Source organism: Paenibacillus periandrae (genome assembly GCF_022458865.1).
GTDB lineage: Bacteria > Bacillota > Bacilli > Paenibacillales > NBRC-103111 > Paenibacillus_S > Paenibacillus_S periandrae.
In genome coordinates this window covers 1-16,004 of record NZ_JAJNMU010000025.1, presented here as the reverse complement: position 1 = coordinate 16,004, position 16,004 = coordinate 1, and the positions used below count along the sequence as shown (strand labels likewise).

18 protein-coding genes and 1 pseudogene are annotated in these 16,004 nt (G+C 37.6%); 15 read left to right on the top strand and 4 right to left on the bottom strand.

Annotation, left to right across the window (positions count from 1 at the left end):
- Positions 1-70 precede the first annotated feature (70 nt).
- The 3 genes from LRL21_RS46990 (at position 71) to LRL21_RS34125 (ending at position 2,682) form a co-directional block, all read left to right on the top strand.
- Positions 71-424, top strand: a complete 354-nt coding sequence (locus tag LRL21_RS46990; protein WP_420832524.1) for a zinc-ribbon domain-containing protein — start codon at positions 71-73, stop codon at positions 422-424.
- A 235-nt stretch (positions 425-659) separates the two neighbouring features.
- Entirely contained in the window at positions 660-1,463 is an 804-nt protein-coding gene (locus LRL21_RS34130; RefSeq protein ID WP_240420280.1) for an IS4 family transposase, read from the top strand.
- Between the two features lie 583 nt (positions 1,464-2,046).
- Positions 2,047-2,682 carry a phospholipase D family nuclease gene (locus LRL21_RS34125; protein ID WP_240420279.1) on the top strand — a complete coding sequence of 212 codons (636 nt, stop codon included), beginning with the start codon at positions 2,047-2,049 and terminating at the stop codon, positions 2,680-2,682.
- 88 nt (positions 2,683-2,770) lie between these two features.
- Here the strand turns inward: LRL21_RS34125 and LRL21_RS34120 are convergent, their stop codons facing one another.
- Together LRL21_RS34120 and LRL21_RS34115 are read right to left on the bottom strand one after the other, a co-directional pair.
- Entirely contained in the window at positions 2,771-3,151 is a 381-nt protein-coding gene (locus LRL21_RS34120) for an HIT family protein (RefSeq protein ID WP_240420278.1), read from the bottom strand.
- Positions 3,152-3,256: 105 nt separating this feature from the next.
- Positions 3,257-3,460, bottom strand: a complete 204-nt coding sequence (locus LRL21_RS34115) for a hypothetical protein (RefSeq protein WP_240420277.1) — start codon at positions 3,458-3,460, stop codon at positions 3,257-3,259.
- 70 nt (positions 3,461-3,530) lie between these two features.
- Here LRL21_RS34115 and polYB point away from each other — a divergent pair.
- Both polYB and LRL21_RS34105 read left to right on the top strand, forming a co-directional pair.
- A pseudogene (polYB, locus tag LRL21_RS34110) lies at positions 3,531-3,782 on the top strand (DNA polymerase IV); the annotation flags it as partial.
- Positions 3,779-4,261 (top strand): YhjD family protein, encoded by a 483-nt coding sequence (locus tag LRL21_RS34105; RefSeq protein ID WP_240420276.1) that lies wholly within the window; start codon positions 3,779-3,781, stop codon positions 4,259-4,261. The pseudogene polYB and the gene LRL21_RS34105, both read left to right, overlap by 4 nt.
- A 225-nt stretch (positions 4,262-4,486) precedes the next feature.
- Here the strand turns inward: LRL21_RS34105 and LRL21_RS34100 are convergent, their stop codons facing one another.
- Positions 4,487-5,212: a geobacillin-26 family protein gene (locus LRL21_RS34100; protein ID WP_240420275.1), complete on the bottom strand. Its 726-nt coding sequence runs from the start codon at positions 5,210-5,212 to the stop codon at positions 4,487-4,489.
- Between the two features lie 157 nt (positions 5,213-5,369).
- Here LRL21_RS34100 and LRL21_RS34095 point away from each other — a divergent pair, with 157 nt between their 5' ends.
- On the top strand, positions 5,370-5,642 hold the full coding sequence (locus tag LRL21_RS34095; protein ID WP_240420274.1) for a hypothetical protein: 273 nt from the start codon (positions 5,370-5,372) through the stop codon (positions 5,640-5,642).
- A 443-nt stretch (positions 5,643-6,085) separates the two neighbouring features.
- Positions 6,086-6,367, top strand: a complete 282-nt coding sequence (locus LRL21_RS34090) for a hypothetical protein (protein WP_240420273.1) — start codon at positions 6,086-6,088, stop codon at positions 6,365-6,367.
- 441 nt (positions 6,368-6,808) lie between these two features.
- Here LRL21_RS34090 and LRL21_RS34085 read toward each other — a convergent pair whose 3' ends face one another.
- On the bottom strand, positions 6,809-7,018 hold the full coding sequence (locus LRL21_RS34085; RefSeq protein WP_240420272.1) for a hypothetical protein: 210 nt from the start codon (positions 7,016-7,018) through the stop codon (positions 6,809-6,811).
- A gap of 274 nt (positions 7,019-7,292) precedes the next feature.
- On the opposite strand from LRL21_RS34085, the gene LRL21_RS34080 reads away from it, so the two are divergent.
- The 8 genes from LRL21_RS34080 to LRL21_RS34045 all read left to right on the top strand — a co-directional run bounded on the left by LRL21_RS34080 (position 7,293) and on the right by LRL21_RS34045 (position 15,843).
- Positions 7,293-8,408: a GGDEF domain-containing protein gene (locus LRL21_RS34080; protein WP_240420271.1), complete on the top strand. Its 1,116-nt coding sequence runs from the start codon at positions 7,293-7,295 to the stop codon at positions 8,406-8,408.
- Positions 8,409-8,644: 236 nt separating this feature from the next.
- The gene (locus LRL21_RS34075; protein WP_240420270.1) at positions 8,645-9,952 is read left to right on the top strand and encodes a copper amine oxidase N-terminal domain-containing protein; all 1,308 of its coding nucleotides are present in this window, start codon (positions 8,645-8,647) and stop codon (positions 9,950-9,952) included.
- Between the two features lie 167 nt (positions 9,953-10,119).
- Positions 10,120-11,067 carry a MerR family transcriptional regulator gene (locus LRL21_RS34070; protein ID WP_240420269.1) on the top strand — a complete coding sequence of 316 codons (948 nt, stop codon included), beginning with the start codon at positions 10,120-10,122 and terminating at the stop codon, positions 11,065-11,067.
- Between the two features lie 498 nt (positions 11,068-11,565).
- Positions 11,566-12,486 (top strand): hypothetical protein, encoded by a 921-nt coding sequence (locus tag LRL21_RS34065; protein ID WP_240420268.1) that lies wholly within the window; start codon positions 11,566-11,568, stop codon positions 12,484-12,486.
- Positions 12,487-13,001: 515 nt separating this feature from the next.
- Positions 13,002-13,259 carry a hypothetical protein gene (locus LRL21_RS34060; protein ID WP_240420267.1) on the top strand — a complete coding sequence of 86 codons (258 nt, stop codon included), beginning with the start codon at positions 13,002-13,004 and terminating at the stop codon, positions 13,257-13,259.
- Between the two features lie 92 nt (positions 13,260-13,351).
- On the top strand, positions 13,352-14,053 hold the full coding sequence (locus LRL21_RS34055; RefSeq protein WP_240420266.1) for a transposase: 702 nt from the start codon (positions 13,352-13,354) through the stop codon (positions 14,051-14,053).
- A 36-nt stretch (positions 14,054-14,089) separates the two neighbouring features.
- Positions 14,090-15,118 carry a hypothetical protein gene (locus tag LRL21_RS34050; RefSeq protein ID WP_240420265.1) on the top strand — a complete coding sequence of 343 codons (1,029 nt, stop codon included), beginning with the start codon at positions 14,090-14,092 and terminating at the stop codon, positions 15,116-15,118.
- A gap of 53 nt (positions 15,119-15,171) precedes the next feature.
- Positions 15,172-15,843: an RHS repeat-associated core domain-containing protein gene (locus LRL21_RS34045; RefSeq protein WP_240420264.1), complete on the top strand. Its 672-nt coding sequence runs from the start codon at positions 15,172-15,174 to the stop codon at positions 15,841-15,843.
- Positions 15,844-16,004: the final 161 nt, after the last annotated feature.

Here is a 16,004-nt window from a genome sequence, read left to right as displayed (position 1 = left end):
TCTTTCCCTACAACAAAGCAGTAGATTGGCCGAATACTAAACTAACGGAAGATATAGGGAGGTCCAAATAGTGATTTCGTGCAGAAATTACCACAATGAATTACCAGATGGTAGTTTATTCTGTAATATGTGCGGGAGCAAAATAAAGATTACGTGCAGGAATTGCGGCAATGAAATGCCAGATGGAAGTTTATTCTGCAATATGTGTGGGAGCAAAAAATCCTCTTTAGAAAGTGACAGTCCAGTTAACAAAATTGCACCCGATATTATTGAATCGGCTTCTCCTGTAAAGACTACCCAAGCCGGACTCGAAACGGGGAGAATTCGAATTAGAAGAGCTTGGAGTGAAGTTGATAGAGGCCCAGCGAGAAAACCAAGAAGTACTGCTGACTATGGGCAGCTACATAATAAGTGCGTGGACTGATCACAATTATGGATGCCCGAACAAGGATAGTACATATAAGTAGATATGGAAATGCGACTAAAATACCGTTCCTCGATATTTGGAAAGTAGAAAGCCATGGGAGTTAGGGATCGAAGGCTTTTTTGTTTTCCAGGATTTAACTATGTATAATAACTCACTAGCGTTGCATTAATTTTCTCTGAATGTTCATAATCTTCTGTCTTTATTAATTTCAAGTACAAAAAAATCCTTTACAATGGCGATATCAGCTGCACAATTATGTCGTAAACATAATCAGGTCGATTCTTCGTTGCTAGAGCAGATTTTTGCAGATCTTGTTGCCCGGATTTTAAAAGATGCAAGTTCCACAAAGCACCGGAATGACTTCAAAATCATTGATTCAACCACCATCGGACTTTGTTTGCAAAAGTATAAATGGGCCGTCTTTCGAAAGACAAAGGCAGGGATCAAGGTGCACTTGCGCCTGGTCTTTATTAGCGAAAATGATGTTATTCCCGAAGAAGCGGTTGTAACGCCAGCTAAAAAAAATGATCGCACCCAGATGGATGCACTCATTGATGAGGTCGGAGCTACTTACGTTTTCGACCGTGGATATGTCGATTACGCGGCGTTTGATCGTTACTGCGACACGGGTGTTTTCTTCGTTTCCAGGCTCAAGAAAAATGCCGGTATACGGCCTATTCACGCCTTCAAACTACCCGTAGAAAGCAAGGTTATATCTGATCAAATGGTCTACGTGGGCACGCCACAGAAACGGATGGAGAATGTCGTGCGCTTGGTTCATACGACAGATTCAGAAGGAAACCTACTCTCAATTGTTACGAATCGATTCGACCTCGAAGCAGATGAAATCGGTGACATGTACCGTAAACGTTGGGCTATAGAGACCTTCTTCAAATGGATGAAGCAACATATCCGAATCAAGTCGTTTTACGGAACCAGTGAACAAGCTGTCATGAATCAAGTCTGGATCAGCTTATCGCATTTTGCTTGCTTGTATTCATCAAACAAGAAACAGGAACAACGCACACACTGTTAACTTTGTACCGCTGGCTAAAAGCATTGCTTTGGAAGCCATCAAGTAAATGGCTAGATCACATTAAAAGGCAACCTAGTCGTACTTCTCAAGGTAGGCAAAAGCGTCGTTAATATTAATTTCCATATAATTACCAAATGGACAGAGCTACCTTTAATGGGAGATCAACTCTTTGGTTCTAGAGGTAAATTATTAAATTCAGAATATTTTCGATAACATCGATATGAGTTGTTTATCTCTTGCTTCGTAGGTTTATGCAACGCTAGTGATAATAACTGAATAAAGGAGTGTGCTCACAATTGGCAGTATTTTCATTTATTAATGCGATTATCCTAATATTAATGTTGGCATTATGGGTTTTTATTATTTATGTAGCAGTAGTATTAGTGAAAAACTCAAACCACAATAAGAAGTCTCTTGAGAATATCGAGTTGGAGCTTCGTAAAATCAACCACCGACTGAATAATAACATAAATAATGATTAGGTCAGTTAGCCCTCATCCTTCGGGATCGAGGGCTTTTTTTTGTTTGCACGCAAATGTATGTTCGTGTAATAATAACTCTATAAACTTCCAAGGGGTGTACTATGAAAAGATTAATAGGACTTATTTCATTGGCAATCATCATTATGCTGGCAGGCTGCTCTTCGAAAAAGACTAATGAAACAGATGAGTCTGACATAGACTTAGCCAAAGCATCTCAGGAAATAACTCAATCGCAACCGGCAACTATAGTAGCAGGACAGCAGGTGAATGAATACTACTTTACTCGGTCCGGGCAGCATCCAGAAAAGGCACTGGTCAATGTGATCAACTCAGCAACTCAAACGCTGGATATTGCGATCTACAGCTTAACTCATCCGGATATCGTAGCGGCGATCAAGGAGGCCAAGAAGCGCGGTGTAAGTGTTCGTCTTATCACGGACAAGTCGCAAGTCGACGGCAAATCGCAAGGTGAGGCGGCAAAAATATTAGGTAGTGCGGGGATTCCGATGAAAATCAATAAACATAGTGGCTTGATGCATTTGAAGATCACAATTGTTGATAAGAAGGTCGCAACCTCGGGCTCGTTCAACTATTCCAAAGCAGCAAGTACGACGAATGATGAGGTTCTGATGGTCATGCGAGGCGAAGAGGTAGCTAAGTCGTTTACGGAACAATTTGAAAAGATGTGGAATGACACTAAGGGATTTGAAACGATCGAGAAGAAGATTGCGCAATAGCCACATGACTAAAACCCTCTTTCTTTAGATTGAGGGTATTTGTTTGGATAGAACATCCTACTTAATTAAATTTTCGAGGTTTTTCGCGTTACAACTGTTGATTGATTACTTTTGCATTTGTAGAGTCCAATGGTTCCACCCATGCAAATCCATCTGAAACATAACGTGGAAAGACATGCATGTGATAATGAGTTAAATCATTGAATTTACCACCATTCTGAATAATGGTTACTCCATCAGGTTGAAACTGTTTCTTTAATACTCTTGCTAACATTGCTGATGTTTTCATTATCTCATTAGCGGTGCTTTCGTCCAAATCATCGACATCATGATAATGTTTTTTTGGAAGTATTAAAATATGGCCTTCATTTAAGGGTGCAATATCCAAGATAGAAGTCACTAACCCATTTTCGTAAATAATGTTGGCATCAATTACTTTATTAGCAAGCTGGCAACCGATACATTTCATCTCAATTCCTCTTTTTTATCAGACGTATTCAATATATATCCGTTAATTACAACAATCTTACCCAGTTACTAATACACAAAATATAAAAGCCCCGAAGGGCCTTAACTAGTCAATGTACAGATTGTCTGATTTCGTGTTATTTGCTTTTGTGCGCTGATACGACTGAACTTTGGTGCCGTCCTTCTTGGTGTAACCGCTGACTGTATGTGTAGGTCCATGGTTGGGATTGTATTTCTTGGCCGATACGGATGTCGGTACCACTAAAGCAGCAATGATTGCAGATAAGATAAGTATTTTACCGAATTTCATTGAGTAGCCTCCAATAGTTGATTTAATTTGTTTAGAATCCAAATATAACAAATATAGGTAAAAAGAACCACAACAACTATTCTATCAGTTTTGGGACGGCATGCCCGTTCGCAGAGCAGGGGTGACAATAAGCGGTCTGGTCAAAGATGAAGAGTACCAGATCACCATGTTCGAGGATCAGGAGAGGCAGCGGGCGCTGGAGAAAGCTACTGATTTAATAAAAGATCGATTCGGTAGTGCGGCAATTGCACGAGCTTCATCGTTTAGCAAAGCAGGGCAAGCACAGCATAGAGCGCTGAGAATAGGAGGCCACTACAAATGAGTAAAAAACTGGAGGGTAACGGTAGATGGGAGTCTTCTAGGATGATGCTTCCGCAGCATAAGGAAGCCTTAATTGCACGACAAAATCCAGAGCCGGAAGTAAAGCAGGTACAAAAGCCAACAGCTGAAGAACATGAAATGATACTCAATTCGATTTTGCTGCCTATGATGCTTACTATGGTAGAGAAGAACGGGAAAGAGTTTGAAGTATCAACGAACATGCTGCGCAAATATTACATAGCAGCCACGCAAATTCTCATGAATCGCATCCATACAGAAATGGTGAAGAACAAAAATGAGCTGAAGGCAAGAAAAATCAAGGTTTTCGAAGATGTTCGTCCTGATGAGGACCTGCACTATAAATATTTGTGCCGCGGCTATGAATATCCTTTCGCTATAATGAGAGATGTAGTGCGATCACGAATCAGCATTATGATGGGAGAGTACATAACGGGATTATTGATTAAAATGAAAGAGTGATTCTAGTATTAACGAAATATAGTTATATGCCAATGTAGAAGCCATATATGAACCACGGTGTAAAGATACTCCTCATTTTAACTGGGGTTTCTGTATTATTGAGGGTAACAAGAAGACCGCTATCTAGATAAGATAGCGGTCTTCTTGTTACTTATTTTTCTCCATCAAATCACGCTATGAAAATGGCTTGTACATATTAAAAAGAATTTTATACATGGTTATGTCTTAGATTACATATGAGATGTAATATTTCGCATCATTATGCGCTGAGAATGCATTCCAGCAATAAGTACCAGCAGTTATTGAGGCTCCAGCAGCAATTGCAATTCCAATAATGGTTGATGCCCCTGATGTTGCAGGGGCGGCCACTACGCCTGCAATAACAGCTGTTCCACCTATACCTAAAGCTGCAATTGCTGAAATTTCGGCAGTTTTTGTAGCATCTACTGCTGTTCTAAAATAACTTAAATTACTGAAATTAGCGGATGTTTCGTCAACTGAATATACTGGCGAGGAAGATATACTGATATCCCATAAGTTTGACCACTGAGGACTTTGATCAAATACCTTATAACTGGATCCCCACCAATTTTCAAAACCTGAAGATATTAAATCCCCAAATGCGAATGGAGTTATGGATGGATTAATGTTTTGCGGTGATTTCCCAGTGAAGCTAACAATCGGGTTATTATTCTCCTGTACAGTGAATATATTTTTAACTTTGTCGTAAGTCACAACAGAAACTTCATTTCCGTATATGACTTTTACAGTTCTTTCATCTGCAGTTTCTTTCAGAATCGAGGTTGTAACTGTAACCCCTTCTTTAGTTGTTATAGATTGTGGAGAGTCAATCGGTGCAGAAGCAGCATATGCAACTGGTGCTGTTAGCATACTTAATACTAACACTGAGGACAACAACGTAGTAGATAAGATTTTTTTACTTTTCTTCATTTCCTTAACCTCCATATATAACCATATTTTAATTACATTGTTAATATTTACATAGATTAACTTAGTTGTATATAGGTATAGGTATAATTGACTATATTTACTAAATATTTATTAATGTGTTATTATCAAGTAAATCGAATTACTAGGAGGAAGTTTTATGTCCAATCTTTCGATTAATTTATTAATTATGATGTGGAGTATTATCATAATCATTTCAATGACAGTATTTTTCAGAATCGTATTAATGCGACAAAAATACACAATTGATATGTTACATCTTATTGTTAAAGAGATGGACCTAAAAAACCCTATAGATAGTGAGATTCGGAGTTTCCTTGCACAAGGCAAGAAAATGAAAGCAATTAAAATAGCTCAGAAAATATATGGATTTACACCTCATGAAGCAGAAGATTATATTAATTCACTTTGATAATAGATAAAGGTTATGACTATAGGAGAGTAGAACATAAAGAACACGAGTAGTTAAAGCGCAGCAAAATATGCAGATAACCATTTTTGAAGGAGGGATGAAATAGAGGATGGAATGATAAAGAAAGGCATTTGCTCAATATGGCAAAAGCAATTATATCTGAACTTGAGCCAAAGAGCCAGTTATAATCAATGAGTAAAAACTATCGGATCAGGAGTAATAGGGCATCATACAAAGTATTCAAAGCTCTACTTTAAATATGTTGTATAAAATGGAAGCGAGATTAACATGATATCGAAAAGAGCCGATCCCTATCAATGGATCGGCTCTTTTCGTTTTCTGTTTTCACAAAAGACTTATCAGAGCCCGCCGGCAGTAGCGAGCGTATAGAGGAGTTCAATTGATCGGAGTAATTCAGAGACCGCGGCGGAAGAGGAACTGCGTTGTTTTGGAAGAGTATAGACGGAATCGATCGGCAGCGGCGTATGGAGAAGCAGCAGCTTGCTCGTGGTTCTTCCAGAAGCGAGCCGCGTCAATTGACCGGGGCACGCAACCGGCAGTGGAAGAGGGGTCCGCCGCCGCACACATTTCTGGTTCAATCCGGAAGCGGGCTGTGCAATCGGTCGCACTGGCGGAAGGAGCAGCAGCGCGCTCTCCCGATTCATCCGGATGCAGCCACCGCAATCGATCGGGAGCACGACGGAAACGGTGGATCAGGCAGGTAACCGCCGCATACGTTTGGTCCTTCCACAAGCGAAGGCAGTCGTAAGCAAAAGAATTAAATAGATATCTATATTGATGATTGTATTATTAGATATTCAAAATATCTTAGATATCTAATGTAAATGGATACTCCCATTAAGTAGAAATCTTGGGGTGTTCACTGTGCTTTCAGTCCGTTAAGGCAACGATGTCCAAAGCAATCTCGTTTGATGTTGCTCAGCCAGTCAACCGACGGCAAGGCGTCGGAGCACGACGAAAATGGCGGATCGGGATGCTGCAGCACGCGCTGCATGTCCTTCCACAAGCGAAGGTAGATATAAGAAAAAGAATTAAATAGATATCAATTTTTATTATAATTAGCTTAGATATCTTTAATATCTAAGATATCTAAAAGTAATATAGAACCCAGCATTAGATTAAATTCTTTGGGAGATCAATGAACTTCAGTCCATTAAGGCAGCGGCTGCCAAAGCAATCTGGAAGCAGGCTTGATGTGCCTCAGCCAGTTTAACCGACGGCAGGGCATCGATTAGTGACCTACGCTGGTCCCGTAGATCCTGAAGAAAGCCGGTGCTATGATAGCTCTGAAGATGAATTGTGGAGGTTAGCACAACCGATTGCTCATTAAAGCAAAACTTCGGCCCTTTCTTCATAGGGCTCGACAATTAGTTATTGATGCGAACGACTGTTTCTTGTATATATAACTCTAGAAAATATGGAAGAAAATATAATAAAATTTTTGAAATGGTAAACTAAGTTATTGCCAATATGATAAGCCTTCAACTATAATTATGATAAATCTAATGCCTTGGGAGAATGACTCAAGGGCACGCCAGAATATTGGTGTGCCCTTTTTTTGTTCGATTTTATCGTGAAGAGGAAGTATGAGTCAGCTATAGGGGTCATTAATCAGTTGAGGTGATTGATATGAAGTTTTTAGAACTTTTTTTTGGTCTTCAGGGTACAGTAATATCTTCATTGATATTACTGCCGATCTTTTTGTTAATGTTGTTAATTTCCATTAATTTATTCAAACGACGACGAAAGAAGTCATACTTAACGCTTTCAATTGCTTTAGTTCTAACATTGATAGATCATGGTATCTCTATCTCTCATTCATTTATGACTTCTGAAAGTTCATATCTGATCTGGATTGAAAGGAGTATAACAGCTTTAGGAGATTGTGCGTTTTTTCTGCTTATACTAGGACTATATCAGCTATACCATACTAATGTAGCGCATATCCAATGGATCTTTTACACATTATGCGCTGCTGCTTTTGGAATAGTTTTTCTGAATGATTGGGTACAAATTGGATTCGTGATGGCATTTCTCTTGACTATTTGGTTTATATTTGGCAGACATATAGGTTCCGATCATAAATTTCGGTGGGCTATTTTTACCTTTTTTGTAATAGAAGGACTACAAGTTTGGAGCGAATATAAACAACATGAAAATTCATTATGGGTATCTTTTCTAGTGAAAGTACTTCCAGTACTATCCTATTCCATCCTGTTCTTTATTTTATTGGAGAGAGTAATTGAAGTTATGCAGAAATCGTATATGCAATCTATAACCGATGCCCTTACAGGGCTATTTAATCGTCGACATCTATATGAGAACGTTGAAAAGTCAGTTAAAGCCGGCCAATCAGTATCTATTATATTTATTGATATAGATAATTTTAAAAAACTTAATGATACAAAAGGGCATAAGGCAGGTGATGAAGTATTAAAGCAAGTTGCCTCTATTTTTAGAGAGGAAGTAGATGGAATAGGAATAGCTGCAAGATATGGTGGAGAAGAAATGGTAGCACTCATACGAGATAAAAAAATTGAGATGAAACAGCTTACGGAACGTATTCGTTTCAGAATTGAAAAAGAAACAAATCCAGGTGTTACGGCCAGTATAGGTTACAGCTACAGAGAGGATGGTATTTCTCATGATGAATTAATTACACAAGCAGATAAAGCTATGTATCAAGCCAAGACAACTGGGAAAAATAAAGTTGTTCGTTATATAGCAACACCGGTAATCACTTAAGTGTTGTTGTGTTATTTGTTTGAAAAGGCTTCGGATTTATGGGTAATTAGATATTTGAATGGAAGTTCTATAGGAATTAATATTACTAATAGATAGTCTAGTTGGGTTAAAGGTGATCTTATTGATATTCCTTAAACTATGGATAAAAAATAGTGTGGAATTGTGTGAATAATAACTTCGATGTAACTCTCTAATTAAAGAAAGTAGGTATTATATTGAAAAATCGAATTAGCATAATGTTATCAGTATTTCTATTCTTATCATTTAGCCAAACAATATGGGCCGATAGTGAAATAACAGTGAAGTATCAAGGTATCCCTATTGTTTTTGAAGAGGCGCCAATTATGGATATCGGAAGCGTGCTTGTTCCATTTCGAGGAATATTTGAAACTCTTGGACTTAAAGTGGGTTGGGAACCTAATAGTAAACGTGTGACGGGTACTAATGAATTTGTGAAGATAGTTATGACCATTGGAAAGAAATCGGTGCTCGTAAACAATGTACAATCAGAACTAGAATCAGAACCCAAAATAATAAATGGGGTCACTATGATACCTCTTCGTTTTGTTTCAGAATCAACGGGAAAAAAGGTGAGTTGGGATCCTGCTACAGAAACTGTTCTTATTAGTAATCAAATGGAGGTAATGCCTACTAAAAATAACTTTGGTGATGATAGTTATTATCCTTCTAATCTATCCAATAAATCAGGAAGAGTTAATCCATATATGTACGAGAAGGATGGTTACTTTTATTTACTGTGGACCGAAAATTCACAAGTAGGTTCTTTTTTGAACGTTTATTATTCTATTGCAGATTTGAATACTGGTAAGTGGATTTACCAGAATCAACAGTTCAAAAATATTAAAAAAGATAATCCTTATTTTCAATACTTCTTTTATGATGAATCTCTTTACTGGCGTTCTGCTGATGGGATATTAAAATCTTCATTTGAGAGAGGAAAAACAGTGACTCAAGAAGTATATGTAGCTAGAAAATCAGCACCAAAAGAAAAAGAATTTATTGCCGTAGCTCGATTCGATGGGAAATTGGGATTGATTTCCGGAGTTAAAGATTCTTATTTCCTTTACACTGAGGAAGTTCCAAACGGGCTCTTTCAAATTTCAGATCTAAACAATATTCTTTTGGGTTATAGTTCAAATGTTCATTTATCAATAGATCAGTCCAGTAAGAAATTAAGAATTTTTTCCAATAATACTATAAAAACTTTAAATTATGAATCGGGTGATATCTTTTATGAAAATGGGAAAGATAAAATTGAAAAGCTAAAGGGATCCTCATATACTCAGCCCTTTTATTATAGTGGAAAACTCTATTATCTATTTCAAGAAGGACAAGATAGTAGAATTAAGCTTGGTACTATAACAGAGAAGGGTTTAAACGAAATGGTTGGGCTAGTAGATATAAAACTATCTTCAGCATTAAGCGATTACAAATTGACTGTTAATGAAAATGAGCTTCATTTATGGAGAAATACAGAGTTTAATCGTCGCCCATCAATAGATTTAACAAAGATCATAAAATAACTTACCAAATCTGAATTGAAGCTATCTCTTATAATTATCTAGATGGTATTACATTTTAGATTAATTGGGAAATATTATATATTCAGTTCTCTTCTAAATATGTTATTCTTATCTTCATTAGGTCAATTTACCCATAAAATAGGCATTTCGTTGCGAGGTAAAGTAAAATGTCAAATTATTTATCACAAAAAGAGATGGCTCAAAAGTTTAAAAAATCGAGTAATACTATTAGGTTGTGGGTTGAGAAAGGAATGCTCAATTCCGTGAATCCGGATACTCATAGGAGCGATGGAGGTTATCGATTTACAGAAGAGGAATATGAAAGATTAAATCAGTTGTTTGGATCTGATTCGCTTTTCCAAAGTGAGGCAGCAGAAATTATTGGAATTTCAAAGCAATATTTGGGTTTGCTAGCTAAAGCAGACCCGCCTGGAATACCTAGTCAGTGGATCCCATATGGGAAGCAACAACGGCGTATATTCCGAAGAGCGGATTGCATAGCATTAAAAATGGCCCTTAGTAAAAGGGAGCATACCCAGTTTACAAGAGAAGGAGGGAGGGAACTCGAATTATATAAAAATAACTTGCGACTATTTGATTCATTTACGTTTGAAGATAAGAAAGTTGTTGTAGTCTCAGTTAACCCAATTCAATTGCTTACTGAAAATTATATTATTATGGAACCGAATGGATACCTTCCAATTTCAAAACCATGTCTGGATCTACCATACGAGAGAAGGATTGGAACGATAATATTTTCATTTCCAAAGCCATTAGATGTTTTTTCAAAGATCAATGATGTATTATCACAAATGGTAAGATGTCTTGGTACCAAAAACATTCGAATATTCGAAAAGGAAGAAACATACTTTGTCCGATGTAGGAAAGGGAAATTTGAAGGAAACAATGAAGATTTGATATTGCTTAACAAATTTATATTAGAGGGACACTTATCTTTAATTGGGGGTAACATTGAATTAGATGGTGAAGTAATAAGCAAACGGACCAACTATAATAAGAAGCTCTATAAACAGATTGAGACATATGCATCTGATAAAAAGTTAACGTTCGATCAAGCGATTAACTATCTTCTTTCGAAAAGCGAGCTTCAATAAGGGTTAGGAATTTTGAAATATACGAAATTAATGCTCGTACATTAGAGATCACAGCGGACATGAACTCTATCAGACGACCACTATGCTCATGTAGTGTATATAGGCGACTGGGAGGAAGTGGCCCGGCGGCTGCACGCGTATGCGACGTATATACTGTCAGGGGCACCAACTACGGCGCCTCTTCTTGGTTGCACTTGCTCCCAAACGATAGATCGCGAGAATCAGGACATGGCCTCCGGCAGTTGCGATCTCTACTGCTGACATTCCCACGAAAGCTGTCACTATTATTCTGGGTGTAAATTTGCAGGTGTTTTGGGGAGTACATACGGTGGATGATTGAATCCTAGTGAGCAGCAGCAGGAGCCCGGTCCAGCCACCTATTGTGCAATATATGAACACTGTCCGAGGTATCGCTGTGGAACCGTTGTGATCTTTATCTTCTATGTTACATCAACTAATAGTAACCAATTACTGACATGACCTTAAGGGGATTATATTTTGAAGAGTATAAATACAGACGAGAACATAAAAAGTCACTTTAGAAAAGAGAATAGATCCATTCACTGTTTGATCGGTATTGTTGTAGCATTTTATTCAATCATTTTAGTAGCAATTGGTGAGTTAGTGGGATTTATGCCAGTTGCAGCAATCCTATTGGTAACATGTTTTATTCTTATTTCCATTATGGTTATTGACGTAATAAAAGGCCGAAAAATACAGAAAGAACTTAAAAACCATAGAGAAAGAGAAATACAATTAAGGTATGGACCGGAGGGTCCCTTATTTCTGTGGAGTGACGTTACTTATCAATTTAATCATCGAAATGAATACATACCGACACTTTGGGAGCTAGTCAAACAAAGTGGCATGATGCCTCCTGCAGAAGAAAAGCTAGTGATAGCAGGGCCGTCTGCAAGCAAGGGACGTTATGAAAGAGATCTCTGTTACAGTATACTTCATGATAACAGGTACAATAATATCGTTTGCTTACTGAGTGACTTGTACCCGCCTAATGATCGTGTCCAAGATATTCAGAAGGATCAATTAAACCTTACATATCATAATCAGCCAGTAAATGCACTACATCTGAAGAACACATTGCGACTAAATGGACTCCAAGAGGCTCATATTATTTGGGATTTCAAAGGATTTCTTTGGAATAGTGTCAAAGAACAAAAATTAGCTGAAGCATTTCAATCTTTAACAGATTCCTTAGCTCATGAAGGAATTATTGTTTTGGATGCGTATAAACAAAAACCAGTCTTCACCTATTTCAACCTTATGACATTCCATGTGTTCAATAAAATATCACGTTATCCGGAGGAGTCCACTTATCTAAAAATACAACCTTGGCTTGATCCGAATCCCTTTATCCAGGATCAGTTCAACGTATCCTTAATCGGTGAAGGAAAATATTGAATTGCTATTTTTCAATTAACTACTTAGTTTTAAGAGGTGTATCGCAAACAATTTGACGTTTTTATTCGCTAAGCATTAGCGGAAAATTCCTTTAAGTAAACTAAATATTTTTATTATTGTTTTAGAAGAACCTTGAAAGAAGTCACTTAGATATTTTTGGACTAAGAACCCTACCAAACTAAAGAGTAGTGAAACAAATATTATTAACACAAATAGTTTTATTCCTATTTCTATAAATTCCACTTAGATACAGCACCTCCTATTCAATTATCATTATATACTTAACGATCGATAAAGCCTTTAGCGTATAATTCCGTTAAAATGTTGGCTGAACCTCTTAAAGGGCACTAGAGGCGGATAGTTGAGAAAAGACCAATGTTCACCACTTTGTGGCGTCTTGGTCTTTTCATCATTTTCTACAATAGATCATACTTCATTTTCTCTTGTTCATAGGTGCACCGTGCACCTAAAAACCGAATGTAAACTTTTTTGAAAGAGCGCGCGCGATGTGAAAGATGAGTTCTTCTCTATTTTTGGTCGAAGGCTTTAAGGAAGAAGTTACCGCAATCTCAAGTGATGCCGGAAGAAGCAAGCCTGCATCAGCCTTTCCTTTAAGACCCAACGCGGTAAGAAAGGCGAATCCAATCGTTCAAAAATCGGACTCATGGGATGCCGAATGTGTGGCTCATGTATTGGTAGATAAATTGGAGAGTCTACCTGATGCGAATCCTATTGATCAGATTTGGGTAATGGGTCAACTGGTGACAACATGAAAGGCTGTATCCCATACGCATTCCGTGTTACTCAACCAGTTACATGCACAATTAGCGCATCATTATCCGAGTTACAGGAAGTTTTCAGCGAATTGGACGGTAAAACAGCATTGGCCTTTTTTGAACAATTCCCTGCTCCCCATCACTTGGCTGATTATACCGTTCAGGAGTTAAGGGAGTTTTTACAGAAACCGAGCAATTACGCATGTTCGATGAAAAGTGCAGAGAAAATATTGCGGTTGATTCATGAAGATGGTGCCACGAAGCGAGAGTATCAGGAGGAACGAGATTTCATCATTCAAAGTCATATTAGACGTATCCGAAGCTGTAAAACCGAATTAGAGGCCATCGAGGGACGATTGGCTGTGGTGATGAAAGAAACCGGATATCGACTTGAAACGATGTATGGTATTGATGTGGTGACAGCAGCTTCATTTGTTGCTGAGATTGGTCATATTGGAAGATTCAAACATGCCGATAGTCTTGCGTGTTTTGCAGGTATTGCACCTATTCTTGTCGGTTCAGGTGATAGCCATAGGCACTATAAATGCAAGCAGGGGAATAGGGAACTGCATGAGTTGTTTTATCGGCTGGCATGCCGCCAGATTGGAGCCAAACGGGGCAGTAGGGAGCCAAACCATCCTTATTACTATGAGTATTATCAAGCAAAACTGGCAGCAGGAAAGACCAAGAAGCAATCGATTATTTGTATCATGAGGAAGCTGGTTAATGTGGTTTATGCTATGATGAGGAATAAAACGGGATATGTAAAGCCAGATACACAAGTTGGATAATTCAATTTTTATAAGAGTAGGGGTGTAGATGATTTAATGACGGATGAATTTTTTTTGAAAGATGCTCAATTAGTGTTTGAACGTACTATCTATAATGATTCGCAACAGGATATAGAAATGCTTAGAAATAATATGGTTCTACTTTATGAACATGGATTAGAGAAGGTCAATAGGAAACTCATTGAAAACTGTAAGAATAGTTCGCGGAATATCTGGGATTTTTTGGACGAACATAACTTGGCGGTTGAGGTTTTGAAAACAATTGACAAGAGTATAACAATTGAGTATGAGCCGGACTATTTAGACGGTACTGTAGACTTTGTTTTAACTGGAGATAAAACCGAATACTACTTACAGGTGAAAAATTTATCAGATTCTGAGCGTCAAAACAGGCGGAAGAAAACTATAGAAACGATAAAAAAGGAATTAATGAAAATTAAAGTGGGGAAGTTTATTTGCATTCAGTTTTCAGAAAATTTCATTGAAGCAGATGTCCAGCCATTCATAGAAACTATTAAACAGAGGAACTCTTTTCAAGATAATACGAACAATTACTACCCTAACGAAGAGATGGTTAGGGCTTTGTATAGTTTTCTTAGCCCTAATATATCAGTGTTTGAACACTTGAAAATTGGTACAACTAGTGATTTGAACATGGTTAACGTATCGGGAGAGGATCGGAAGCAAATTTATAATAGTCTCTTAAAAGCAGCCAAATCATTTACTTGGATGGCATCAGCAAACAAATTAAATTTTATTGTTATGGAAGCAGATAACCACTATGATATTGATATTTCAGAATCAGTGTTTGGTGTAGAACGATTTCATTATTACTCTAATGGTAAGAGGTCATGGAGTAGAGATGAAACGGGCTTTTTTTATAATTCTGAGTATAGGAATCATGTTGTAGGAGTTATAGCTTTACGAAGAAGAGAGAAATCACCTGTCAGTTCATATTCAAAGACATTGTTCATTAATGAAATGTTTCTTGAACAAGTAAATCAAATTAATTTGATTATTAATATTGATCGTTGTTTTAGGTATAACCAATTACCGGAACATTAGAGCGCTTTATTAACTAGGATACGTATGAAGGGGATATTACGAATCCGCTGAGTTTGAATGGGTATATGTATTGTAATAATTCACCTTTGGGATGCGTTGATCCTTCTGGTCACATTGGTGTAGTAATCCCAAAAGGACGTGTGTATCCTTTCCCAACTGTTCCAGGAACCAATGGAGTACCTTTTATTCCTCAGAAACACCCAGATTCAGAGCTATCAGAAGGTTTTACGGAACAATGGAAGCTTGATCAACAACAAATGACGGTATTTTCGCAAGTGTCAGAAGAAATGAGTTTAACAGTTATTCAACAGGAGCCTACAGCTCAAAATGATGCAACTGTATTGCAAAATTATTCATTTAAAGGCCCAGGACAAAGACATCTTGCAGCTAAAGTTAATCAGAAATCAGTAGCAAAAGAGACTAATACTGTTGCTGAACCATGGGTAAATATGGGGCAGGACGTTGCTGTAATTAATGCTGGACAAGCATTAAAATCAGGGGAAACATTTACAGTTGATGGACGAACGTATGGCTATCATGACAATGTTTTGTATCCTGTTTCTGGAGAAGGCTTTCATCAACTTGATCGTGGAAGTTACAAGGCACTTGGTGTATATAATACGTTTGGTGTTTCTGATAAAACGACAGAAATTCTTAAAAATATGGAGATTACTAATGAGGCGAGCGAGGCGGCACTTACAGTTTGGAGGGCGTTGAACAAATGATCTGGCAAGAATTTATTTTAGAAAAAATAGTAACTATATAGACCGCAATTAAGATCATAACCTAACAAGCAGGCGATCAACGGTATCCAGCGGGTGCTGATTGATTCGCTTCATAAATTGGCTTACATGAAGCTTAATCTTATAGAATTTTTCAAAAAAGA